Raw genomic sequence first — 25,821 nt, 5'->3', positions numbered from 1 at the left:
ACATGAACTCAAGAGTACAGGTGTCTTATCAACCTATTATTGATATTGAATTTAGTGGACTGCATTTAATTGAAGCTTCGGCGGGTACCGGGAAAACCTATACACTGTCGAGTTTAATGGTCCGTATTTTTCTTGAGAAATATTTACCGGGCCAAGTCATTGCGACCACCTTTACCCGTGCGGCTGCGGCTGAGTTAAAAAGCCGAATTCGTGCACGTTTGGTCGAAACCTACCGTTACTTAGATGCCAAGCGGAGCCTGACCGAAAAAGAGATTCTTTTACAGGCCGAGCAAGAATCTGACTTATTGCTGCAACATATTCTCAAGCATTTTGCGACACGGATTGCCTATGCCTGTGAGCGTTTAAAGCTCGTGATCGATCAGTTGGATGAGCTGTTTGTCGGAACACTTGATAGCTTTAGCCAAAAGCTATTACGTGAGTTTGCCTTTGAAAGTGGCAAAATTGAACGTGCTCAAATTACCGATGACGCTAAAACCTATAGCCGACAACTGATTCATGATGTTTTACGTGAATGGATACAGTCTCAGCCTCAAACGGTGATTGATGCGTTGTATCTGGCAGGTGAGTTAAAAAGTGTCGACAGTTTTGTCAAACTGGTCGAAGACTCACTGAATTTTAGTTCGGCTCACTTTAAACTTCCCGAAAAGCCTACCATTCAGTTTGAACAGCTTGCTCAGCTCAAACAGCTGGCAGCAGAAATTGATATCAGTCTTCTAGAACCGTATTACTCGCTTGATGGCGAGCACTATAAACATGTAAGCGGCACAATATTCCGTAATGGGGCATTTAATAAGTTATTTAGTGAATGTTTGCCACAGTTATTACAAGTTTTAAAGCAAAGCGACAGTATTTTAGTTTTTGATGGGTCTTTGGCAGTACAACGGGAACTTGTTTTTAAGTTTTTAGGCCAACTTGCCGATCAGAAAGTTTTCAAGAAATGTCCTGCCGAAATTTCGGATGGATTTTATCAGCATCCTTGTATTCAGCAGATTCAGCAGTTATTTGGTGTGCTGAAAAACTATGCTGAACAGTTCGATCAGCTTCATATTTATTTAAAAGCCTATTTGTGTGTAGAGGTTAAAAAACGTTTACCACAGGTTTTACAAAACAAGGGCGAGACGACTTTTTCTCAGCAAATTCGCACTTTGTCAGAAGCTTTAAAGGGCGAGCAGGGGCAACGTTTCGCCGTATTTGTGCAGGCTCGATACCCCTTAATTTTGGTTGATGAGTTTCAAGACACCAACCAAGACCAAGATGACATGCTTGCCAGCATTTGGCGTCATCCAGAACGTTACCAAAAAGGTTGCATGATTATGGTGGGTGACCGTAAGCAGGCAATTTACGGTTTCCGTGGTGGGGATATGCTCACCTTCTTGAATGCCTACAAAGATATTCAGGCAAAGCATGGTCGTGAATATAAGTTAATTCATAACCACCGTTCAGTCGCTGACTTGGTTGAAGTGGTTGATGCATTATTTCAAAGGCAAATCGACTTTGGTGAACAGGTTCAATATGACCCGATTCGGGCAGGGACTCGACCTCATCCGGTTTTAATCGATCAAAACCAGCCTAATCCGCATCCTTTACGTTGGCTCATGCTAAAAGACAAGGAGACGGAAGCACAGCAAGTCGCGTGGAAAATACGTGATTTACTTAATCAGTCACATGCTGGACAACTTTATTTTCAAAAAGATGCTCAGACTCAAACCTTAAATGAAGACGATATTGCGGTCTTGTCGCGTAATCATGATGGTCTTGATAAAGTTCAATTTGAATTAGAACGTTTAGGAATACGAGTTAATCGGCCATCAAAACGAAGTGTTTTTGATTGCACAATTGCTCAGGATGTTGGGGCCTTACTCACTGCGATTCTTCATCCTTACGATGAGGCCAAAGTGAAACGAGCTTTGATTAGCCGTTTATTTGCTATGGACCTTAAACAGCTGTTGCAACTCGAACAAACGGCCGCAGGTTTAAGCCAGTTTATGACGGGTTTTGATACTATTCGGGAATTGTGGTCAGCTCAGGGCTTTTTAGTAGCATGGCAGCAATGTTTAAACCAATTTGGCATTTGGAAAAATCTGGTTGCTGTCCAGAGTAAAGATAATGAGCGGGTTGTGGTAAACTTGCGTCATTTGACCGAAATTTTGAGCCAACATAGCGAGAAATATCAGGGCGCGCAAAATCTCTATCACTGGTATCTCAAGCAATTACAATCACCGCTTGATCGTGAATGGGAGTTAGAGCGTAGATTGTCGAGTGAAGCTGGCGTACAGCTTATGACCATTCACCAGTCAAAAGGTCTTGAGTTTAAAATTGTCTTTTTGCTCGGGGCCGACAAGCCATTTCGGGAAAATAACAAAACACTTAACTTCTCGACCCAAGATATAACGGTTTCGGAGTCGGCTCAAACTCTAACACAACGTGTTGTTGCGATTGCCGATAAAACATATTTAAACGAAAATGAGTTGAAGCAGCATGAAGAACGGGCTTTGGCGGAACAAAACCGTCTATGGTACGTTGCTTTAACCCGGGCAAGTCATCGTGTTTATGCGCTCTTACAAGATACAGATGGCAAGTCTGTTTCAGGTTTGGCATTTTGGAAAAACAGAGCGGAACCATTCCAGCACCGTTGTTGTACCGATGAAATAATTTTGGAGCAACCACCTGCTGCAAGACATTTAAATCAACACATCAATATTATTGAGATACAGGCGCAGCATTTTCCTGATCAGCGCTTTTATTCAAGAGGCAAAACCAGTTTTAGTTATCTGGCACAGCATTTAAGACATAAAGTAGGTACAGATTTACTCGCGAGTCAGAGCCATGAAGCTGTTTTAGCCGAAGATGAACTCGATCAGGTTATTTCTGTTGAGGCGCCCGCAGCACAGCCCATTAGCTGGATCAAAAGCAATTTTCCGAGAGGGACGCTCGCAGGTAATTTCTTACATGAAATTTTTGAGCATATTGATTTTCAATGTTCAGATGAGTGGGTAAGTGAAATACGCCGTCGTTTTAAAAATGACTACAGTAGTTTGTGGCAAGATTTATTAATCAAATACCAAGAAAGCTTTCCCGAAGAACAAGAAGCGGAATATTCGCTTTATCACGCTGTAGCCGAATGGTTGCAAGAGATTTTAAGCACGCCGTTATATCAAGGTTTTCGTTTAAATCAGTTGCAACCAGAACACTATTTATCAGAGTGTCCTTTTTATTTGGCCCTGTCAGATCGTGTACTAGCCATGAAACGTATTCAGCAGCTGTTTGCTGAATATGGTATGGAAATGCCAGAGTTATTAGAGGCTCGTTCTGCACGCTATTTAAATGGTTCGATAGACTTGGTTTATTTTGATGGACAGCGTTATCACATTGCTGACTATAAGAGTAACTACTTGGGTGAAAACCTTGCTGATTACAGTGTAGAAAGTATTGCACAAAGTATGTCTTTAGCCAGCTATTGGCTACAAGCAGGCCTGTATTTGGTTGCGTTACATCGTTATTTAAAAGTCAAAATGCAGAATTATGATATTGAACAACACTTAGGTGGGGCAACTTATCTTTACTTACGCGGTATGAATGGCGAAGCTGAGCAAGGTTATTATTATTGGCAGCCAAGTACAGAATTTGTTCTACGACTCGATGCTATTTTAGGGTACTTTGCTGAGGATAAAATTGCATAAAAAATGCTGATAAATGATCTAATTTTAGAATTAACAAATACTTGGGGTGTGGATAAGCCTGTCTATAACCATGTGGACAAGCGTGTGGAAAACTAGGTGGATAAGTGTGTGGACAATCTAAATAGCCCTGAACAAAGCGATTTAAGCTGGTTAACGACTTGGAGTACCTTTCTAAATCAAGCCCCGTTTACTGCACAGACACAAGCTCCAGAGGCAGCTTATTTTTTGCAGCAGCTAATTGAAGCGAGCTTGCAGGGTGACAGTTGTATTGAGATTAGCCCAGAGCAAATAGAAACACTTGGCCAACTGGTGATATCTGCTGAACAAGCTAAGTCTCAAGTTGCCCCTTGTGTCCACGACGGGCAGGGGTTGGCATTATACCGATATTGGAACCTAGAGCAACGTCTAGCTGAGCAAATTCGCCGATTAAAGCAACAACCAATTCAACCTGTTTCATGTGAAGAGCATTTAGACTTATTAACTGATCCTCATCAGCGAGCTGCTTTGCAAATGGTGACTCGGCAGAGCTTAAGTATTATTACAGGTGGGCCGGGTACAGGTAAGACCTATACGCTTGCTCGTATTATTGCTGTGCTTAGTCAGGCAATTCCGCATATCCGTGTGGCGATGGCTGCTCCGACGGGTAAAGCTGCACAGCGTATGCAAGAAGCCTTACAAAACTCGTTTAATGATCCCAAACTGCTTGAGTCGGGGCTAATGAGTGATGAGCTAAGAAACCAAAGTACCCAAACTATCCATCGATTATTAGGTATGGGGCATAGTCAAACTCCACGGTTTAATCAAAAACAGCCTTTGCCTTATGACGTTATTGTGGTGGATGAAGCCTCTATGCTGGACTTAAATCTGGCAACGTTATTATTTGAAGCGGTTCCTGAGTCTTGTCGAATTATTTTATTAGGCGATGCCAACCAGCTTGCTTCCGTAGATGTCGGAGCGGTACTTGCAGATTTACAGCAAATCGAGGCTTTGTCTGAAAACCGTGTTCACCTTCAAACCAGCCGTCGTTTTGCAGAGGGTGCTTTGATTGGTCAGGTTGCCCGATTTATTCAAATGCAAACTGGTCAAATTGACCATGAGCAAGTTTTACAACAGTTTGAAATTGATATTGTTCAAGTTTCAGAGTTACGTTCAATACCTTTAGAAGCTGATATGCCCGATGTGGTTCAGCTTGAATATTTACCCGAAGAGTCCCCTATAACGCTAGAAACTTACTACCAAAAATTGATGGTGGGTTTTCAAGGCTATGTGCAAAGCTTAAAAGCTTATTTACAAGATGATCGTTCACTTGAACATATTGAAAATATCATTAAGTCATTCGATGACTACCGTATTTTAACTGCCGTACGTCATGGGCCATTTGGTTTACAGCAACTTAATCAATATGCCGAACGCTGGTTACAACAACAGCTAGGTATTGTGACTTTAGGAGGATGGTATGTTGGCCGTCCGGTTATGATGACTTATAACGATTACCAACTCGGCATTTCAAATGGTGACATTGGTTTATGTTTTGAACATAGAACCCAGCCGCAACAGTTTGAAGTGTATTTCCCAAGTTTAAATAAGTGGGTTGCTGCAAATCGGCTACCTAAAAGTATTCAAAGTGCATTTGCCTTAACAATTCACAAATCACAAGGTTCTGAATTTACCCATACAGCTGTTGTTCTTGATCAGGCTGCCAAGAATTTGTTAAGCCAAGAGTTGATCTACACTGCGATTACACGAGCCAAAAAAGTAGTGAGTTTATTGGTCGATCCAGAGGCGTTACTTCAATCTTTTACAGTTCGCACGACAAGAAAAAGCGGTTTAGTTGAAAAAGTTAATCGGTTAGTTCGTTAAGCCAAACTTAATATTTTTACCCTTGTAAGAAAAAGCTTACATGGATTCGAGATATTTGCTGCTAGAGAACCCACCCTGTTTTTGAGATTATAAACGCACAACGAGCTTGGCAAGGAATGTCGAGCAAAATCGCACAATAATAATAACTTAAGTCGAGAGACTGCGAACTTACAATGATGTAGGTGAATAAAGAGGAAACTTACAGCCGCTAAGCCTTGTAGTTTTGGGAGAGACTACAGGGCTTTTTTATATTTAAGTCTTAACCCCACCAAAATATCTGAATAAATCTTTAGATGACTCACCCTATTTCTTGCTTATATTATCAATTATTTAACTCAATAATTTTTAATATATTTATTTGTAATATGATTCTTAAATAAGCATTTTTCGCGTGAATTGTTAAGTTAAATGTTATACAGAACCGTATGTTATTTAGCATTTACAGATAAACGATAAATATTAGACAGACCTGTACGTTTTCGCTTACATGATGATAAGAAAAATACTACTTTTCTTCATAATTGGATATGACAAAATACATCCCATAAGGAAATAGAACTAAAACAACGGAAGTGAGTAAAACGAGAAGAAGGATGTGGAAAGCATCTCACACATAACAATAAGAACAGCGATAAACACGATAAACAACAACTACAGCGCCAAAAACCCAAGCAGAAATGCTTGGGTTTTTTATTTTGTCGCTGGGTTGATTTTAGCTATACCAGATCGGTTTCATGCGAATCACTACCAAATAGTGAACGGCGTTGATCTCTAGGAATTCGTGGACATTGAGTCGAAATTTGATAAAGCAGATTGGCTAGAGCAGGAAGGTGGGTACCGACCACAGATTTGCCAGTGGTTAACAAAGAAACGCTGATATCACGCTCTGGGTCGGCCCAACACAAAATATTGGAAAAACCGAGGTGACCAAAAGCTTGTCCAGTCATTGGACCAAATAAGCCTACCGGATTACTGCCTAGCATTGGTCCTAAGGCATAGCGCATCGGTATTAATAAAGTTCGGTCAATGTTAACTCCTGTGGTAGGGAGTGTTGCTCTAAAAATTGTTTTCTCGCTTAAAATTTGTTTGCCTTGGTAGCTTCCCCCACTTAAAAGCATTTCAAAGAAGCGTCCAGCTTGCTCTGCACTGGTATAGATGTTGCCGGCTGGACAAATGGTATCCATAAAACGACTATCGTTAGTTACATCAACTGCAAGTTGTAAACCGCCACCTAATACATGATTGAGATAATGATCCGTTCCTAAGCGAGGATGTAAACCTGTTGCACAATTAAGAGCAACTTCAGCACGATATTCTGGTTTTAAGCCATAGTTAAAATAGGGCATATCCATCGGTTTCTCGATAGTCTCATGCACAAATTGGCGAAGGTCTTGTCCTGTAACCCGTTCAATAATTTCTCCTAAGATATAACCTGCCGTTACTGCATGATAGGCAAGGTGATTTCCCGCTGGAGAAACAGGTCTTGCTGCGTATAAGCGCCTTAAAATTTCATCTTTATCAAAAAGCAGTTCAGGTGTGACATCTCCATCAACATAAGGAATGCCTCCACGATGAGATAATAAATGAAAGATTGTCGCACGGCGCTTTCCGTTCACCCCATACTCGGGAATATAATAGCTCACCGGGTCAAGTAAGTTGATTTCGCCTTTTTCATCTAAAAGATGAATTAACATGGCAGTAATCATTTTGGATGCTGAAAATAGACAAACGGGAGTATCTGGCGTTGCGACGAGTGCATTCTCTTGCAGACCAGCCGGCGAGTTTCCTTGAGCATAGCCAATGCTTCGATTTAATAAAATTTTCCCCTGTCGACGTAAGCAAAAAGTAATGAGCGGATAGTTTCCGGTTTTATAGAGTGACTCAATACTTTTCCAGATTTTTTGAACTTGCTGTTCACTCATTCCACCTAGTTCGGCAGGTACTTCATCTTTGTGATGAATGACCGATTCAAGGTCATTCGGTACCGGACAGGTATTGGTCGAAAATATTTTCACACGTCCCTCGCGTTTCTTTCTTTTTATTCAAGGCCAAGTGTGCAGGGTTAAGGGGCTGATGTCAGTGTCTAAAATGACAGGTAACAGAAAACTATTTTGCAATCCATATATAGATACCTTAAAATAGGCAACTTGCTGTAGTGATGCACGGCAGTCAGTTGCGCTCAACTGATTCATATCATTTTATTTTTTAAGCATCTCGGAGAAATCGAATGGCTTTAACTAATGCAGACCGCGCAGAGATCATTGCTAAATTTGCTCGCGCTGAAAACGACACTGGTTCACCAGAAGTACAAGTAGCTTTATTGACTGCTCAAATCAATGATTTACAAGGTCACTTCAAAGCTCACAAACACGACCACCACAGCCGTCGCGGTTTGATCCGTATGGTTAACCAACGTCGTAAATTGCTTGACTACTTAAATGGTAAAGACCACGAGCGTTACACTGCTTTGATCGGTGCTTTAGGTCTACGTCGTTAATTCGATTTTGCTTTGTTTTCGGTTTATCGCATGTTGCTATGCTTTGTTTCTGAAAAGAAAGTTTCGTCTAATAAACTGTTAGGCGATTTATAGAAGGGGCGCTTGTGCGCTCCTTCTTTGCGTTTAATATTATTTAAAATTTTTGGTCTAGTGTGATGGCTTCTAAGCTTTGTCATTTACCTACCGATAGTTGTAGCCTGAATGCCAAACCTTAGGGGTCTCACTAGAATAAAATTAGGAAAATACAATACATGTCAATGTTTAACATCGTTCGTAAAGAATTCCAATTCGGTCAGCATCAAGTCGTTTTAGAAACGGGTCGCGTTGCACGTCAAGCAAATACAGTTTTAATCACAATGGGTGGTGTAACTGTATTGGTAGCAGTAGTTGCTGCTCCAACAGCAAAAGCTGGTCAGGATTTCTTCCCTTTAACAGTTAACTATCAAGAAAAACAATATGCAGCAGGTCGTATCCCTGGTGGATATGGTAAGCGTGAAGGTCGTGCTTCTGAAGCTGAAACTTTAATTTCACGTCTTATTGACCGTCCAATTCGTCCATTGTTCCCAGAAGGTTACTACAACGAAATTCAGGTAACTGCAACTGTGGTTTCTTCTGACAAAACGATGGAAGCTGATATTGCAGCAATGTTAGGTACTTCTGCTGCGTTGGCAATTGCAGGTACTCCATTCCGTGGTCCAATCGGTGCAGCACGTGTTGGTTTAATCAACGGCGAATATGTTTTAAACCCGAATTTTGAGCAAATGGCTCAGTCTGACCTTGACCTTGTGGTTGCTGGTACAGAGTCTGCTGTATTAATGGTTGAATCTGAAGCGAAAGAACTTTCAGAAGACCAAATGTTAGGTGCGGTTCTTTTTGGTCATGACGAAATGCAAATTGCAATTCAAGCGATCAATGAATTTGCAGCTGCAGCTGGTGCGAAACCATCTGACTGGGTTGCTCCAGCACACAACGAAGAATTACGTGCAAAATTAAAAGAAGCATTTGAAGCAAAAATTTCAGAAGCTTATACCATTGCAGTAAAACAAGATCGTTATGCAGCATTAGATGCACTTCATGCTGAAGCTGTTGCTCAATTCGTTCCTGAAGAAGATGTAGACGGTATTGCTGACGAAGTAGACTACTTATTTGAAGATCTTAAATACCGTACCGTACGTGACAACATTTTATCTGGTAAACCACGTATTGATGGCCGTGACACCAAAACTGTTCGTGCGTTAGATGTACAAGTGGGCGTACTTGAGCGTGCACACGGTTCTGCATTATTTACACGTGGTGAAACTCAGGCGTTAGTAACAACGACTTTGGGTAATACTCGTGATGCATTAATGGTTGATACTCTTGCTGGTACTAAAACTGACAACTTCATGTTGCACTACAACTTCCCTGCTTACTCAGTAGGTGAAACAGGCCGTGAATCTGGTCCTAAGCGTCGTGAAATTGGTCATGGTCGTTTAGCGCGTCGTGGTGTTCAAGCAGTTCTTCCTGCAGCTGACCGCTTCCCGTACGTTATTCGTATTGTATCTGACATTACTGAATCTAACGGTTCATCTTCAATGGCTTCTGTGTGTGGTGCGTCATTATCACTTATGGATGCAGGTGTTCCACTTAAAGCACCAGTTGCTGGTATCGCAATGGGCTTAGTGAAGGAAGGCGAGCGTTTCGCAGTACTTTCTGACATTTTAGGTGACGAAGACCACCTTGGTGACATGGACTTTAAAGTAGCAGGTTCTGCAAACGGTATTACTGCACTTCAAATGGACATCAAGATCGAAGGTATTACTGAAGAAATTATGGAAGTTGCATTAAACCAAGCATTTGCTGGTCGTATGCATATCCTTAATGAAATGAACAAAGTAATTTCACGTGCTCGTCCTGAAATTTCAATGCACGCTCCAACATTCGAAGTGATTACAATTAATCCGGATAAAATCCGTGATGTTATTGGTAAAGGTGGTGCAACAATCCGTCAAATCACTGAAGAAACTAAAGCTGCTATCGATATTGAAGATAACGGTACAGTTCGCGTATTTGGTGAAACTAAAGCTGCTGCTAAAGCTGCAATTGCGAAAATTCAAGCGATTACTGCTGAAGTTGAACCAGGTAAGATCTACGACGGCAAAGTAATTCGTATTGTAGAATTCGGTGCGTTTGTAAACATCATGCCGGGTACTGATGGTCTTCTTCATATTTCGCAAATCTCTAATGAGCGTATTGCGAACGTAACTGATGTTCTTAAAGAAGGCCAGGAAGTAAAAGTACAGGTTCAAGACGTTGATAACCGTGGTCGTATCAAATTGACTATGAAAGATATTGAGCAAGCATAATTGCTTAACACACTAAAAAAGTCCGCTTGATGCGGGCTTTTTTTATGGCATGATGCAAGTAATACACCAATAGATCGACATGGTATGCAGGTTTATTATTTTTATCGTCATCAAAATGACGGCTATGTTTTTTTAAGCCGTGAAAAGCACACTGAACATATTCTGGAGTTTTTCTGGATTGATAGTGTGAGATCGGATGTTGTGAGCCAGAATGAAGAATGGCAACAAAAAATTCAGCAACTTGCAGATGTATCCATTAATGAGTTTCATATGCGAGATATTGCGAATATCGAACATCCTTGTGCATTTGATACGCTTGAAGAATACGACCTGCTTATTTTTAGAAAGCTCGTAACGCCGGATGATGAAATTAAAAATGGCGAATCACATGAGAGTGTATTTGGTTTAGCCACCACACCGATCAGTTTTATTTTTACGCCTAAAGTACTTATTAGCGTACGTGAGCAGGGCAACAAGTCGATTGAAAATTATATTCAGCGCCTTGAAAATATTTTATGTAAAACTCTCGAAGAGCAAAATAAAACCCGTAAGCTGCCTAATTCACCTGTAGATCTGTGTTTACGTCTGCTCAATAGTATGGTGGATGGTTACCTTGATATTCGTTCACCTTTGACCAGAAGGGTCGAGCATTGGCAACAACAACTATTACAAGGGAATCGGCGTTTTAAGCAGTGGCATCAACTGTTTCATGAAAATATGGCCTTTCAACAGGTTGAAAATCTATGCGAAGAACAAATCGAAACCTTACAAGAGTTTCGTGATGAAATTGTAGAAAACTATCATCATGTTATTGGAGAGAAGACGCATAGTTCTCAAGACCTTTTATTAGTGCGTTTAAACGATTTAATGAGTCATGTCGAACGTATTCAAAAACATACTTTACGTTTACGTAGTGCGATTCAATCGGCAATAGATTTGCATTTCTCGGCAATTGCTAACCAGACCAATGAGAACATGCGTATTCTTGCCATTATTACTGCTGTGTTTGCGCCTCTTACGCTTTTAACGGGTATTTATGGAATGAACTTTGAATTTATTCCCGGGCTTAAATCACCAGTAGGTTTTTGGATTATGCTTGGGGTTATGCTGCTAAGTACCATTTTATTGCTCTACTATTTTTATAGACAGCATTTGGTGGGGCGTGGTGAAAAAAGTGTGATTGATTTACTGGCGCAGCAGCATCGCCAAGATCGTATGAATTTGTTTTGGTTTTTGGAATATGAACCGATTAAGCAGACTTTGAAGGAAGTGGAAAAGATTACTCGGTTGAAGTAAATTTTTATTTCTGCACGACGGGGTCTTGCTGACTTGTTATTTAATATAGTCATGAACCTTCGGTTCGACCTACTTTTGTTTCGGCAAAAGTAGGCAAAACCATTACCATCTGCAAAACCTGTTCAATACCTATTTTTAAATAACAGTATTACAAAACCATTATCTGATTGATACCACGCAGGTTGCAGATGGCTTTCCCGACTATCAGATTTCAACTAGAGTTTTATGCTGTATTAATGCTATTCCTCAATGAAAATGCTTCAACTGTTTTCTAAGTTGTTGCACTTCATCAATCAAATCTAACATCACCGCAACAGCTGCAAGGCTTGCATCAAAGTCACGTTGCAAACGATATGCTTTACGAGCGCGAATAACATCTTCACCCATGAACTGATGTTTTTCAGGTGGTGTATCAATCGCTAAAATATCGTACTCGATGAGCTCTAGAATCCAGTCTGGGCTTTGACCACAGGCTTGAGCAAACTGTTGTAAGTCAAATGTACATTGTTCATCAACGACTTCAGCACTAAAGGTGTGGCCGTCACATACAATTTCTCGATAATGGATGGTTGTCATGATCTTGCTCCCTAATGAGATGAACGAGGTTCGAATGAAGCAAAGGCTTCTGCCAATTGCTGATAGGCTTCTTTTTCTTTTTCAGAATGCGCCGGTGGGAATACAATATTTAAAATTAAATAAAGATGGCCTGGCGTTTTATTTGGTATCCCTTTGTCTTTTAAACGTAGCTGTTGTCCTTGTTTTGCATTTTTAGGTAAATTGACGTGTAAAGGTCCCGCAGGCGTTTTTACTTCAATGCCTTGCCCTAATGCGGCTTCCCATGGAGCTACATCTACAGTCAAATATACATCACTGCCTTCGACATGCACACGATCTGTATCTTTATATTGAATCTCGATATAAAGATCGCCGTTGGCACCACCATTAATACCACTTTGTCCTTGTCCACTTAGGCGAATTTGCTGACCTTCTTTCATGCCTTTAGGTATTTTTACCTGTAAGGTTTTTCGTTGAACCTCTGGCTCACCATAGGCATTGATGGTTGGAATTTGCAGGGTGATGTGTTGTGTTGATCCATGGTAAGCAATATCAAGATCGACCTCTATGCTGGCATGCTGGTCTTCACCTCGATAACTACGTTGTTGTCTTTGATATTGCTGTTGTCCACCGCCAAAGCCTGCACCAAAGCGTCCAAATAAGTCTTCAAAGCCACTAAAGTCTGCTTGCTCACCGCCTGTAAAACCTTGACGATAAAATCTGGCACCATCGAAACCACCTTGAGCTGCCCCTTGACCAAAACCATTAAAACCTTGTGGGTGGTCTAACATTTGGTCGTATTCAGCTTTTTTCTCAGGGTTGCTTAGGGTGTCGTAGGCAACATTAATTGCCTGCATCTTTTCTTCTGCATCTTTTTCTTTGCTGATGTCGGGATGATATTTACGAGCTAATTTCCGATACGCTTTTTTAATTTCATCAGCTGAGGCTTCTCGTTTAACCCCTAATTCTTCATAATAATTTTTAGCCATAATGTTTTATCACGATGGTGTTGTTTATTTCATTATGAAACGATTTTTAAAGCTTTCAATGAGCTAGATTGTATAAGAGTTGTTCTCGTGCGAAATAAGGCGAGCAAAATAAAAGAGACATCGAACTGTGGGAGCTATGCCTCTCATTGTTTAAATGAATGTCTGATATAAGCCGTAAACGGCAATAACTAACAGTAATAGACCGCATAAACCGAGGATCTTCGGGTATAAATGGCTGTTCGAGAGGCGGCGGAAAAATATATAGACTAAAGATAGCGTTAAAAAGTCTAAAACTATCCATGTCAGCGTAAGAATAGTTAAACTTAAATCTAGATGAGGTGAAATAGAAACAAATTGCGGAAAGAAAGCTGAAAAGAAAATAATATCTTTAGGGTTTGAAATACCCACTAAAAAGCCTTTTTTAAAACCGCCATTTTGAGCAGAAACGGTTTGAATTGCTTCAGGATGAGGGGCTTGAATGACTTCTTTGAGAATACTAAAACCCAAATAACCAATATATAGGCAGCCTAAAATACGAATAATATTTAAATAGTTTTCATTAATACCCAATACGCCTTTAAGTACGAGTACTGAAATAAAAATTAAAACGAGAGAGGCAAGGTTTGTACCAAAAATGGTTTCCAGTGCTTTTTTATAACCACCTTTAAGTCCGGCACTTGCCACTAAAATCATGACAGGGCCAGGGGTCGCAATCATAATAATGACACTAAAAATAAAGAGAAAATAATCAAAATAATTCATGAGATATAAGCATCTTATTTATTGGGTTATCAAGTAAGCTCATATTAACTGATTTAAAATAACATGCTGAAAATTATCATCAAAAAATTATAGATAAATAAAAAGGCGGATTGCCCGCCTTTTTATAAAGTAAGTAATTAACTCAAATGTTCACCAAACAGACCCAATGCCTCTTCAGCAGTGAACTCATAACGGGTGTTACAGAACTGGCAATCCATTTGAATCGGGTTTTGTGCTTCCAATGTTTCATGAACAGCATCAACACCAATTTGAATGAGGGCTTTGGCACAGCGTTCTTTAGAACAAGTACAACCAAATTTTAAGTGTTCAACTTCTGGTAAACGTACTTCTTCTTCGTTATAAAGACGATACAAGATCTCATTTGCTGAAAGCTCTGTTAGTTCTTCTGACTTAAGCGTTTCAGTTAGCATGGTTAAACGTGGCCATAAATCTTCATCAACCAGTTTTTGCTCTTCCTCATCATGACGAGGTAATAACTGAATGAGCAAACCACCTGAGCGCTGTGCGGTGCTTGCCAGTACAATTCGAGTTGGAATTTGTGCAGACAAGTCATAGTACTGCATTAAACAGCCAGCTAAATTTGCTTGATCAAGAGGTACAATCCCTTGATAACGCTCACCATGCTCAGGTTCAATGTTAATAAATAAAACAGGGTTAACCAAAGCAGCTAAAACAGTGCTGCTATCTGTTGCTTCACCAAAACGTGGATCTGTTTCGTAGTCTGCTAAAGCACGAACTTCGCCTAAATGGTTACATTCTGCCATAGCCCATTTGAAAGAGCCGTTAGCCTGGATTTGCAAGCTGATACGACCTTTGATTTTTAAAGTACTCGCAAGTAATGCTGTAGCGCTCAACATCTCGCCTAATAGAATTTGAACCGCAGGCATGTAGTCGCGTTGAGCTAAAATAGTTTTTAATGCTTCTTCTAGATGAACCACTTCACCGCGAACAGGAAAGTCCTCTATATAAAAGCGTTGGCGTAAATCAGACATAATATTCTCCAGGGCCCTAAGCAGATTATAACAATTTCGGTTTAATCAGGCTTAGGGAATGCAGCGAAGCTGCAAGCAGGACAACGGCAACTCTTGTACCGATTGTCGCAATCATTTAGGCAATGTGAATAAGTCCTTAATATAGCCATTTTGCGAAATCTCAAGTTATTCTTCGTGATCTCGTGTAATGTCGATACGATTTGGTTGTAAATGACGCTTTAAGTTAACGTCGTGCTTCGATGTGGCTTGTTGTGCATCGCTTTCAAATAGGTGTTCAAGTTCTGCCAGAGCATTACGATGGGTTTCAAAAACCTTTTGTTCATCGGTATAAATGCTTTGCTGCTGTATGAGTAATTTCTCATCATAATCCCGAAAGATTTCGATATTGTTATAAGCTTGTTCATCGGAAATGCCGAGTTCGCGTAAAGCACGATAAGCCATACCTAATGATGATAAATAGGTTTCACGCCAAATATGTTCAACACCTAAGTCCCTTAATAGGTGCACATGGTGGCGGTCACGGGCACGAGCCAGTAATTTTAGGTTCGGATAGTTCAATCTAAGATGACGTGCGACATTCATAGAATCTTCGACATCATCAATTGCTAAAATAAATACTTTCGCTTTTTCAATGCCTGCTGAGCGGAGTAAGTCAGGCTGAGTGACATCACCATAATAGAGCTTACCGCCGTAACGTCGAACAAAGTCCACTTGATGAAGATTGTTATCGATGGCAGTAAAGCCTAAATGCTGTAAGCGGGCAATACGCGCAATAATTTGTCCAAAGCGCCCAAAACCGGCAATGATAATTGGATTATCTTGCTGAGGAATCTCATCATATTCAGGTGGCAATTCTTTATGAAAAAGGGGAATGATCTTACAGGCCATGATCCAGTAAATCACTGGGGTAAGGACCATTGATAAGGTCACAATCAACGTGACAGGCTCTAATAAGGCATCCGTTAAAATCTTTTCACTTTTTGCTAGGCTCAAAATTACAAAAGCGAATTCACCGCCTTGAGCCAAGCAAGTTCCGAGTAACAAGCTATTGTTCCAACTGTACTTTTTATAGCGGGCAATGGCAGTTAAAACGAGGGTTTTGATGACGAGTAGGCCGATTGCTCCACCAATAATGAGCCAAGGCATTTCAATCAGTAACGACAATTGTGTCGTCATGCCTACGGTCATAAAGAATAAGCCAAGTAATAGCCCTTTAAACGGCGCAATACTCGCTTCAAGCTCATGACGGAATTCTGAGTCGGCTAAAAGGACCCCGGTAAGGAAAGCACCTAATGTTGTACTAATGCCTAAAGTGTCCATCAGTAACACAACGGCAAGAATAATAAATAACCCTACAGCCGTAATCAGTTCAGTCGCACCACTCTTGGCGACAAAACGGAAAAATGGGCGCATGACATAACGGCTAAATAGGAACAAACCAGTAAACGTCGCGATGATGGCTGCAAAATAAGCAATACCATGATGGGTAGATTCGGTTCCTGCCAGAAGAGGAATCACCGCAAGTAATGGAATTGCTGCAATGTCTTGGAAAAGCAAGATTGAAAAAGATTGCTGACCATAGGTGGTATTGAGCTGTTGTTTCTCAGTCAGAAGCTGTAATACAAAGGCCGTAGAAGACAGCGCAAGCGCAAAACCAATAACAAAGCTGGCAGCAAGGTGTTGTTGAAATAGCAGCAATACGGTGAGCATAAGAATTATGCCCGTAATCACGACCTGTAAACTTCCCATCACAAATATAGAGTCACGCATTTCCCACAAACGTTGTGGGCGGAGCTCTAGACCAATCAGGAACATAAGTAAAATGACCCCAAATTCAGCCAACTCCATAATGGCCTCAGGGTCATGGGCAATATTTAACACACTCGGGCCAAGAAGTATGCCCGTAAATAAATAACCTAAAACTGTTGCAATCCCTAGGCGTTTGCCCAAAGGGACTAAAATCAGAGATGCTCCAAGAAAAATAGTTGCTTGCAGTAGGAATGACATTCATTGCCCCGAATGTATTGATATTTTTTAAGTGTAAAGGGAAAAAGTGTTCTTCACACCATGATATTCAAATCATCTAACTAAATTCTTGCGGGTCAACATCAATTGAGAGTCTAAGTTGATGCTGTCTTGGCGCATGGACCAACTGAGCCCACCATTGTCTTAAGTAAAAATGCAGACGAGCGCGGTCAGCAGACAAAATCACCATATGTGCGCGGTAACGTCCCGCTTTACGTTCCATTGGCGCTGGAATTGGCCCCCAGATATCAACAATGTCACCTGCAATTTGGCGAAGTTGCTCGGCAGCTTCATTTAAAAAATGCAAGGTATAGTCACGATCTTTCGATTCAGCGCGTATAAGTACGGCATAGCGATAAGGCGGCAGTAATGCAACTTTACGCTCAGCCAATGTTTGTTTCGCGACTGCCCGATAATCTTTTTCGATGAGTGTGGTGAGTAAAGAATGATCTGGCCTTAAAGTCTGTAAATAAACATGACCCTTATGTTCTCCGCGGCCTGCACGACCAGCCACTTGTACAATCAATTGAGCAGTACGCTCTGGCGCTCGAATATCGACACTCAATAAACCTGCATCGATGTCTAAAATAGCAACCAAGGTCACATGTGGAAAATGGTGACCTTTTGCCAACATTTGCGTACCAAGCAAAATCGAAGGTTTATTTTGCTGAATGCGATCATAAATTTTTTGCCAGCTACCGACTCGGCTGGTACTGTCACGATCGACCCGAATCACATCATGATCTGGGAATAATTCTTGTAAATGCTCTTCAACCTTGGCTGTGCCAGCACCTAAAGTTTTGAGGCTCTTTTGCTGACACTCAGGGCAGTGGTCTGGTAGACGATGAACGGTGCCACAGTGGTGACAATGTAAGTAAGAGTAGGGCTGAGTGTGCAACGTAAAATGTGCATCACAATGAGGACAATTCGCTTGCCAACCACAACTTTCACAGACCAGAACAGGTGCATAACCACGTCGGTTTAAGAAAATTAAAACCTGTTCTTTTCTTGCTAGGGTATTTTTAATCTGTTCGATTAAAGGCTGACTAATACCATGCTGTTTTTTGACAATTTTAAGATCAATCAAATGCATTTTTGGTAAAAGCGCATGGCCTGCACGCTGGTTCAGCTGAAGTGCAGTTAACTTGCCAGTTTCGACTAAGTGATAACTGTCAATGCTTGGAGTTGCCGAACCTAAAAGAACAGGACAGCCTTGTAAATGTCCTCGATAAAGCGCGACATCACGCGCATGGTAACGGAAACCTTCTTGTTGTTTATAAGACAGGTCGTGTTCTTCATCTAAAATGATCATACCCAAACGTGGCAGCGGGGTATAAATAGCTGAACGTGTTCCTAAAATAATAGAGGCCTTTCCAGTCTGTGCTTGTTGCCAGGCTTGTAGGCGTTTAGAGTCATTTAACCCCGAATGTAATAAAGCAATGTCGCAGTTAAAACGAGACTTAAAGCGCGAAATAGTTTGAGGGGTTAAACCAATTTCAGGAACTAATACCAGTACTTGCTTACCTTGCTTTAGCACTTCATGCATGATGTGCAAATAAACTTCAGTTTTACCACTTCCGGTTAAACCATCCAACAAAAACGCTTGATATTGATGCTGTGCATTAAGGACGTGCTGAGTGGCCTTCTTTTGGTCTTCATTGAGCGTGAGTGGCATTTGCGCCAATTGCACAGGGGATGGACTAAAGTCATGAGGCTCAAGCGTACAGTCTACGAGACCTTTCTTTTGTAGTGCTTTAAGTGTTGCAGTTTCTACACCACTTAAATTGAGAATATTTTCAGTGGTTCCGGCAGGATGTAATTTTAAAATTTGATAAGCATCTTGCTGTTTGATTGAGCGTTTTAATAAAGCTTCGGCATTGTCACATGGAATGATTTTCCATAGATGAAATAAAACATCCATGGGTTTGCCCTGACGCAATAACGCAGGTAAAGCAGTCTGCATCACCTCGCCAATCGGAAATTGGTAATATTGTGCTGACCATGTCAATAAATTTAAAACTTGTTCATCTAAAATAGGCTCATCATCTAAAAGTTCAGAAATGGCCTTAAGCTGAAAGTGACCTGTAAATGTTTCTTGTGGGTCAACTTTTTCAGTAATGATACCAATCAGGTTTTGCCGTCCAAATGAAATTGCGACGCGTGAACCTACTTGAGCCCGTTCATATTGTGCTTTGGTGAGTGTATAGTCAAAAGTGTCGTACAGATGCACAGGTACGGCAACACGCACACGATAAACAACTGAATCAGGCTTTGGCGTTATGGTCATAGAGGCTCATTTCGTCAATTTTAAAAAACGGCATAGCGTCGTGAAGAGGACTTGGGTATTCTACACAGGCTATAGAATGAATATGAATGATTGCGTAGCATAGATGCAACAGCAGCGACTATTATTTTTGGAAAATTAGAACATTACCATGCCTGCATATCAATTTACTGCTATTGATGCTTCAGGGAAGCAGCAAAAGGGGGTGCTTGAAGGAGACTCGGCACGTCAGATTCGCCAACAATTACGCGATAAAGCATGGACTCCGATTAGCGTTGACCCGGTTGAACAAAAAGATAAGCATCAAAGCCACGGATTATTCCAAAAAAAGTTTAGTGCTTACGATTTGGCGCTCATGACCAGACAGCTTTCGGTTTTGGTTGCTGCTGCAATTCCTTTAGAAGAAGCTCTCCGCGCCGTGAGCAGACAAAGTGAAAAAGCACATGTGCAAAATCTTTTACTCTCAGTTCGTTCAAAAGTATTGGAAGGACATTCACTTGCACAAGGGATGCAACAGTCCGGGCGTTTTCCTGACCTTTATATTGCTACTGTTGCCGCAGGTGAGCGTTCAGGACACTTAGATCTCATTTTAGATCAGCTATCAGACTACACCGAGAACCGTTTTGCCATGCAAAAGAAAGTTCAAGGTGCCATGATTTACCCAATCATTTTAATGCTGATGTCTTTCGGTATTGTGATGGGATTAATGACTTATGTGGTCCCAGAGATTGTAAAAACCTTCGATCAAAGCAAAGATGCCTTACCATGGATTACAGTTGCTTTAATGAAAGCGAGTGATTTTATCCGTCATGCATGGGTATTTATTATTCTTTTTGCAATTGTAGGGGTGGTAGCTTTTGTCCGTTTTTTAAAAACTACTGCGGGACATTATGCTTTTGATCGATTAACACTCAAATTGCCATTATTCGGTAAACTATCCCGTGGTATTAATGCTGCGCGCTTTGCCAGTACTTTATCTATTTTGACTCGTTCAGGCGTGCCATTGGTAGATGCCTTAAAAATTGGTGCTGCTGTGACCAATAACTGGGTCATCCGTGATTCAATTTCCCAAGCGGCTGAACGTGTTACCGAAGGCGGAAACCTCGGTACGCAACTGGAGCGCAGTGGTTATTTCCCCCCAATGATGGTACAAATGATTCGAAGTGGTGAGGCATCAGGTGAGCTTGACCGTATGCTTGAACGTGCGTCGACCATGCAAGACCGCGAGGTGACGACATTTATCTCAACCTTATTGGCATTACTTGAACCGCTTATGCTGGTGTTAATGGCAAGCATCGTACTGGTTATTGTAATTGCGGTTATGCTGCCAATCGTAAATATGAACAATATGATTTAATAACTTTGATATTAGAGATAATGATGAAAGTAAAAAATATTCAAAGCGAAACAGCGATGAAACAACATAGTGAATCTGTGGTTTCAAATCAGTTTGAACCAACGTGCCATTCCGAGCATAGCTCTGTATCAGATGTTTGCTCTTCAAGTGCTTTCGGACTTGCGACACGTTCGAGCCGTGCTCGAATGAAACGTGCCTCAGGCTTTACCCTTATTGAAGTTATGGTCGTGATTGTAATCTTAGGCGTGTTGGCTGCTTTAATCGTACCGAATGTCATGGGCCGTAGTGAAAAAGCTAAAATTGATACGACTCAAATTACCTTGAAAGGGGTAGCGGGTGCCTTAGATCAATACAAGCTCGATAATGGGCATTTCCCCACCATGCAAGAAGGTGGTTTAGATGCGCTTATTAATCAACCTGCTACAGCAAAAAACTGGATGCCGGGTGGTTATGTGAAAGGTGGTTATCCTAAAGACAGCTGGAAAAATGATATCCAATATGTCGTACCTGGAAAAGACGGCCATCCTTTTGACCTATATTCATTTGGTGCAGATGGTAAAGAAGGCGGTGAAGGCAACGATGCCGATATTTATTATCAGCCTTAATTAAAATGTAAGAGAGATTATCGATTCGGTTAATAAGATAAAACAATAATCCGAATTGATAATCTTTCTTAATCATAAAAAATATAATAATGCATTGAAAATAAAGTAAAAAAGTTAATATCTAGATTTGAGATTTAAAATAAGAATTATTCCCATATTTAATAGTTACAAGAAAGTTAAAATATAAGAGAAAATAAGCTATATATTTAAATAAAAGCTTTGCATAATAAATAAAAAGCACTTGATTCAATGAATGGGAGAGATTAAATGAAAGCATTTCTCGTACTTGATGAGCTGAATCAGTTTCATTGGGCGATGCTTAAATCTGTCCTATTGATTTTAGCATTATTACCTATTGCTGAAGTTTCATTAAAGCTATGGTTGAGTACTGAGGGAAGTAGCCAAATCATGATTGGTTTCTTTGCCTTAAGTATTGTAAGCGCTTGGTTAATGGTGAGCTTCTTTACCGCATTAAAAACGAGTGTATGGCAAACTAAACAGATGGCTTCTAAATACGAACAATTGCTTTTTAAAGCTTATCGTTATGTGCCGATGGTTTTTTTATCCAGTTTAGTTGCTTATTTATCTTTGCAATTATCGATTGCTTTTTAATCTTATTTTAAAACAGAATTTTTAAATAAAACGTAGACTCAACATCTACGTTTTATTTTTTAACTGGACTTAAGACAGGGTGTTTCTTCATTTGTACATATTATATGCTTCAAATCAGCAATTTAAGAAGATGAGAAATATGAAATGGAACAAATCGAGTGGAATGACTTTTTAAAAGTAGAACTGCGCGTTGGTAAAATTATTCAAGCTGAGGTTTTTGAAAAGGCGCGTAAACCTGCCTATATTTTGCACGTAGATTTTGGTGAAGAATTGGGTGTACGTAAATCGAGTGCACAGATTACTAAACTTTATCAACCGCAGGATTTGATTGGTAAATTAGTTGTTGCGGTAGTGAATTTCCCTAAGAAGCAAATTGGTCCTATCCAATCGGAATGTTTGGTAACAGGGTTTCATAATGCAGATGGGGATGTAGCACTTTGTATCCCAGAGTTTGAAGTACCTCTGGGTACAAAGTTATTATAATTTAGCGACGTGATTTGTAAGACACGTCTACTTTACGTGGACGATAGATCCAACCTAAAACCAGCAGTAATACTGCAAATCCTAAAATTGGATAATCACCTAGACGGTTATAGAGAGTTTGACCTTGCATGGCTGGTAAATCGCCTCTCAAGACAAACTCTTTATCAATCGGTGCTTGTTCAGTGATATGACCATTTTGATCAATAAACGCTGTTACACCTGTGTTAGTTGCACGAATAAACCAGCGACCATTTTCTTTCGCACGCATCTGCACCATTTGTAAATGTTGCCATGGGCCAGCTGTTCCAGTAAACCAAGCATCGTTAGATACAGTCACCAAAAAGTCGCTGTCTTCTGCATTACGACGTGTCAGGTTTGGATATGCCACTTCATAACAAATTGCAGCCGCAAGCGCGTGCCCTTTAATTAAAAGTGGTTTCTGATCACTCTCACCACGTGTAAAACCGCTCATGCTAATATCATTTTGCATGGCTGGTAAAACCCAAGAAAGCAAACCTGACAGCGGAATATATTCACCAAAAGGAACAAGGCGCTGCTTTTTATACAGACCGCTTGAATCGCTACCAGAAGCCATAATACTGTTGTAATACAGTGGACTTCCGACTTGATGCGATTTCGCTACATCCCAGTAAGGAATGCCGGTTACCCAAGCGGTATGGTTCTTTTTAGCTTGTGCATCCATTGCGTCCAAAAATGGTTCAATGTCGGTTTGGAAGAGTGGAATTGAAGACTCAGGCCATACAATGAGGTCACGGCCCCATTCAGATTGAGTCAAACCAGCATAAATTTCTAATGTTCTAACTTGATATTCGGTTAGCCATTTTAAATCTTGTGGAATGTTACCTTGAATGAGCGAAACGCTAAGCGGTTTGGTAGCTTTAGGTTGTACAAACTGAATATATGATGCTCCCCATGCACCCAAAACCAATAGGGCAGCAGGGATAACCCAGAAAATACGCTTACGTAGAACTTCAACTAAAGCACACGCCAATACAATTACTACAAAGGAAATTGCATAAATACCAAATAGCGGCGCATAACCATCGAGTAAACGTTCAGTAAAAGCATAACCTACAAACAGCCAAGGGAAACCAGTAAATACCCAAGTTTTAGCCCACTCAAAAATAATCCAGAGAGGGGCGAAAGTCAGCGGTGTTTCAGGGAAGAAGCGTCGATAAACCCATGTCTGAAATGCTGTAAATAAGCCCATTACAAGGGCCATAACCGCAATCATACATACGCTTAGAAAAGCATTGGTATCGCCATATACATGGATCGACGTATAGAGCCAGAAAGCCCCTACAAACCATAAACCAAAACCATAACTCCAGCCAATTGCAAATGCTTGTTTGGCTGAGCGATTATGCAATGTCGCATAGAGTAGGGCAGGAGACAAAATTGCCAGCCACCACCAATAATAAGGTGCCAGTGCAAAACTGAACACGGCACCTGAAAATAAAGCAATGAGCAATGGGAAAATTAAAGGAAGCTGTTTTTGTTGTTGCGAAGAATCTAACAGCTTTTCAAAGTATGCTCTCATTGACGTACAGCTCGAATCAGATGAATAGTGCGGGCATCTGCTTCAACAATCGTAAATAACCAATTTCCAAGCTCAACAGTCTGACCTTGTAAATCACTAACTAGACCAATTTCTTGAAGCAATAAACCGCCGACAGTTTCTACTTCATCGTCAGAAAAATCAGCATCTAAAACAGTGTTGAAATGTTCAATTGGTGTAAGTGCCTGCACCATCCATGCATTCGCTATCGTATGGTCGTTATCTGGAACAATGTACTGTGCATCTTCATCCGCAGTATCATGTTCGTCTTCAATTTCACCAACGATCTCTTCAAGAATATCTTCAAGCGTGACCAGTCCCGCTGTTGATCCATATTCATCAATCACAATCGCGATATGGGTCTGGGTATGTTTGAGCATACGAAGAACTTGATCTGAACGTGCGCTTTCAGGCACAAATAATGGCTGGCGCATAAGCGAGCCAATATCTAATTTAGTATTTGGTTCAGTCAAAAATGGTAGTAAATCTTTTGCCAGTAAAATACCAACAACATTATCAGGTTGGTCAGCTGAGAAAACTGGAAAACGTGAGTGAGCAGACTCAACCAATACGTGAAGAATATCAAGTAACTGATCATCTTCTTGCATACTGATCATTGCTGTTCGTGGCGTCATGACTTCACGAATTTTTGTAGCAGGAAGGTCAAGAACACCTTCAAGCATGGCAACAGTATCAGGTTCTAAAAAACGACGTGAATTTTGGACTAGTTTTAATAATTCATCTCGGGTTTCTGGCGCTGTACCTAACCACTTTCGTAAGCCTCGCATACCCCACGACGGACTCGGTTCCTCTTGCATGATCTTTCCTAAAGACTCAATGTATCAAATGAATACACTGATCATACCGAAGAAAAAGCCCTTATGCATCTATAAAACAAAGTAAAAGACAAAACACATATTGTTATGTAAACGCCAGTTACAGTTCATAAGACAGTGATGGGTTTATGCTAAAATGTGAAAATTCTATTTGTTCGAGTTTGTTATGTCAGAACAACCTATTTCACCTACTGTACAACTTAATACGCGTGGTTTACGTTGTCCGGAACCTGTCATGATGCTGCATCAGGCGATTCGCAAAGCAAAATCAGGAGATGTTGTTGAAGTGTTGGCGACTGACCCTTCGACTTCTTGGGATATCCCTAAGTTTTGTATGCATTTGGGACATGAACTCCTATTAAAAGAAGAAGTTCTAGATGAGCAGAACCATAAAGAATACCGTTATCTGGTACAAAAAGGATAGAACAACAAAAAAATAGAATAGAGCTTCTAACCCTACATATTAGAAGCTCTATTAGAAATTAATTTTTAATTTAAAATGATAATATTTTTCAAATAAGAATCGTTATATAATTCTAAAAACTAAATATTTAGATGCCTTTATAAAGTGAATGATTATTTTGTAAAACAGAGTTTAATTATATGTCTTTGGTTTTTCTGTATTGCAGGTTTGTTACGTATTGAAGTTTCTTGGTTATCCGAGAATATTACTACCTTAATTCTATTTATTTTGATTACTCTTGGTTCAGTTATATTAGGTTATAGCAATACACATTTTGCTCCTGAACCTAAAGTTAAAATGAGTTTGATCTTACACACAAGGTTTATGGGGTTTTTACTAATTCTCGATTTATTATTTGGTAAATCAGTTTGGTACTTCGATTTAGCGCGAAACTTTGGTTTTCTCGGCTTATTTTTATTAGGCACATTTATTTTCTACAAAAGGAATCTTAATTTAAACGTAGCAAAAATACCTCCTTTTGAATAAGCGGATTCCAATAAAAAAAGCCCCGAATAATCGGGGCTTTTTGTTATATCTTAGGATATGAGCCGCAGCTAAA

20 protein-coding genes are annotated in these 25,821 nt (G+C 40.4%); 11 read left to right on the top strand and 9 right to left on the bottom strand.

Going from position 1 to position 25,821, the window contains the following annotated elements:
• The first annotated feature begins 2 nt into the window (after positions 1 to 2).
• Together G9371_RS06090 and recD are read left to right on the top strand one after the other, a co-directional pair.
• Positions 3 to 3,701 (top strand): UvrD-helicase domain-containing protein, encoded by a 3,699-nt coding sequence (locus G9371_RS06090; protein ID WP_029423707.1) that lies wholly within the window; start codon positions 3 to 5, stop codon positions 3,699 to 3,701.
• 108 nt (positions 3,702 to 3,809) lie between these two features.
• Positions 3,810 to 5,561: an exodeoxyribonuclease V subunit alpha gene (gene recD / locus G9371_RS06085; RefSeq protein ID WP_029423706.1), complete on the top strand. Its 1,752-nt coding sequence runs from the start codon at positions 3,810 to 3,812 to the stop codon at positions 5,559 to 5,561.
• 716 nt (positions 5,562 to 6,277) lie between these two features.
• On the opposite strand, the gene G9371_RS06080 is transcribed toward recD, so the two are convergent.
• Positions 6,278 to 7,576, bottom strand: coding sequence for an EstA family serine hydrolase (locus tag G9371_RS06080; protein WP_029423705.1), 1,299 nt, complete (start codon positions 7,574 to 7,576; stop codon positions 6,278 to 6,280).
• 212 nt (positions 7,577 to 7,788) lie between these two features.
• Here G9371_RS06080 and rpsO point away from each other — a divergent pair, with 212 nt between their 5' ends.
• The 3 genes from rpsO (at position 7,789) to G9371_RS06065 (ending at position 11,699) form a co-directional block, all read left to right on the top strand.
• A complete protein-coding gene (gene rpsO / locus G9371_RS06075; protein WP_001229357.1) occupies positions 7,789 to 8,058 on the top strand; it encodes a 30S ribosomal protein S15 in 270 nt (89 codons plus the stop codon).
• A 257-nt stretch (positions 8,059 to 8,315) separates the two neighbouring features.
• Positions 8,316 to 10,403 carry a polyribonucleotide nucleotidyltransferase gene (pnp, locus tag G9371_RS06070; RefSeq protein WP_001985790.1) on the top strand — a complete coding sequence of 696 codons (2,088 nt, stop codon included), beginning with the start codon at positions 8,316 to 8,318 and terminating at the stop codon, positions 10,401 to 10,403.
• 84 nt (positions 10,404 to 10,487) lie between these two features.
• Entirely contained in the window at positions 10,488 to 11,699 is a 1,212-nt protein-coding gene (locus G9371_RS06065; RefSeq protein ID WP_001198549.1) for a magnesium transporter CorA family protein, read from the top strand.
• Between the two features lie 246 nt (positions 11,700 to 11,945).
• Here the strand turns inward: G9371_RS06065 and G9371_RS06060 are convergent, their stop codons facing one another.
• The 6 genes from G9371_RS06060 to G9371_RS06035 all read right to left on the bottom strand — a co-directional run bounded on the left by G9371_RS06060 (position 11,946) and on the right by G9371_RS06035 (position 19,330).
• Entirely contained in the window at positions 11,946 to 12,275 is a 330-nt protein-coding gene (locus tag G9371_RS06060; RefSeq protein ID WP_000207458.1) for a chaperone modulator CbpM, read from the bottom strand.
• Between the two features lie 11 nt (positions 12,276 to 12,286).
• Entirely contained in the window at positions 12,287 to 13,243 is a 957-nt protein-coding gene (locus G9371_RS06055) for a DnaJ C-terminal domain-containing protein (RefSeq protein WP_001107916.1), read from the bottom strand.
• Positions 13,244 to 13,393: 150 nt separating this feature from the next.
• Complete coding sequence (locus G9371_RS06050; protein WP_001105722.1) at positions 13,394 to 14,005, bottom strand: LysE family translocator; 612 nt, start codon at positions 14,003 to 14,005, stop codon at positions 13,394 to 13,396.
• A gap of 137 nt (positions 14,006 to 14,142) precedes the next feature.
• On the bottom strand, positions 14,143 to 15,018 hold the full coding sequence (locus G9371_RS06045; RefSeq protein WP_001281765.1) for an Hsp33 family molecular chaperone HslO: 876 nt from the start codon (positions 15,016 to 15,018) through the stop codon (positions 14,143 to 14,145).
• A 165-nt stretch (positions 15,019 to 15,183) separates the two neighbouring features.
• Positions 15,184 to 17,025 carry a monovalent cation:proton antiporter-2 (CPA2) family protein gene (locus G9371_RS06040; protein WP_000008979.1) on the bottom strand — a complete coding sequence of 614 codons (1,842 nt, stop codon included), beginning with the start codon at positions 17,023 to 17,025 and terminating at the stop codon, positions 15,184 to 15,186.
• A 76-nt stretch (positions 17,026 to 17,101) separates the two neighbouring features.
• On the bottom strand, positions 17,102 to 19,330 hold the full coding sequence (locus G9371_RS06035) for a primosomal protein N' (protein ID WP_029423704.1): 2,229 nt from the start codon (positions 19,328 to 19,330) through the stop codon (positions 17,102 to 17,104).
• A 148-nt stretch (positions 19,331 to 19,478) separates the two neighbouring features.
• Between G9371_RS06035 and gspF the strand changes: the two genes are divergently transcribed.
• The 4 genes from gspF (at position 19,479) to G9371_RS06015 (ending at position 22,384) form a co-directional block, all read left to right on the top strand.
• Positions 19,479 to 20,684, top strand: a complete 1,206-nt coding sequence (gene gspF, locus G9371_RS06030) for a type II secretion system inner membrane protein GspF (protein ID WP_001112089.1) — start codon at positions 19,479 to 19,481, stop codon at positions 20,682 to 20,684.
• 23 nt (positions 20,685 to 20,707) lie between these two features.
• Positions 20,708 to 21,289 carry a type II secretion system major pseudopilin GspG gene (gene gspG / locus G9371_RS06025; protein WP_000865310.1) on the top strand — a complete coding sequence of 194 codons (582 nt, stop codon included), beginning with the start codon at positions 20,708 to 20,710 and terminating at the stop codon, positions 21,287 to 21,289.
• A gap of 267 nt (positions 21,290 to 21,556) precedes the next feature.
• Positions 21,557 to 21,901, top strand: coding sequence for a hypothetical protein (locus G9371_RS06020; RefSeq protein WP_000643174.1), 345 nt, complete (start codon positions 21,557 to 21,559; stop codon positions 21,899 to 21,901).
• 144 nt (positions 21,902 to 22,045) lie between these two features.
• Positions 22,046 to 22,384: a tRNA-binding protein gene (locus G9371_RS06015; RefSeq protein WP_000434938.1), complete on the top strand. Its 339-nt coding sequence runs from the start codon at positions 22,046 to 22,048 to the stop codon at positions 22,382 to 22,384.
• Between the two features lies 1 nt (position 22,385).
• Here G9371_RS06015 and lnt read toward each other — a convergent pair whose 3' ends face one another.
• The gene (lnt, locus tag G9371_RS06010) at positions 22,386 to 23,945 is read right to left on the bottom strand and encodes an apolipoprotein N-acyltransferase (protein ID WP_029423703.1); all 1,560 of its coding nucleotides are present in this window, start codon (positions 23,943 to 23,945) and stop codon (positions 22,386 to 22,388) included.
• Positions 23,942 to 24,781 carry an HlyC/CorC family transporter gene (locus G9371_RS06005; protein ID WP_001154809.1) on the bottom strand — a complete coding sequence of 280 codons (840 nt, stop codon included), beginning with the start codon at positions 24,779 to 24,781 and terminating at the stop codon, positions 23,942 to 23,944. Before G9371_RS06005 ends, lnt begins: the two co-directional genes overlap by 4 nt.
• Before the next feature lie 184 nt (positions 24,782 to 24,965).
• Between G9371_RS06005 and tusA the strand changes: the two genes are divergently transcribed.
• Together tusA and G9371_RS19095 are read left to right on the top strand one after the other, a co-directional pair.
• A complete protein-coding gene (gene tusA / locus G9371_RS06000; protein ID WP_000003406.1) occupies positions 24,966 to 25,223 on the top strand; it encodes a sulfurtransferase TusA in 258 nt (85 codons plus the stop codon).
• A gap of 144 nt (positions 25,224 to 25,367) precedes the next feature.
• Positions 25,368 to 25,748, top strand: a complete 381-nt coding sequence (locus G9371_RS19095; RefSeq protein WP_001000886.1) for a hypothetical protein — start codon at positions 25,368 to 25,370, stop codon at positions 25,746 to 25,748.
• Positions 25,749 to 25,821: the final 73 nt, after the last annotated feature.

Source organism: Acinetobacter sp. EKM10A (assembly GCF_011075215.1).
GTDB lineage: Bacteria > Pseudomonadota > Gammaproteobacteria > Pseudomonadales > Moraxellaceae > Acinetobacter > Acinetobacter baumannii.
This window is presented reverse-complemented; position numbering and strand designations above follow the sequence as displayed.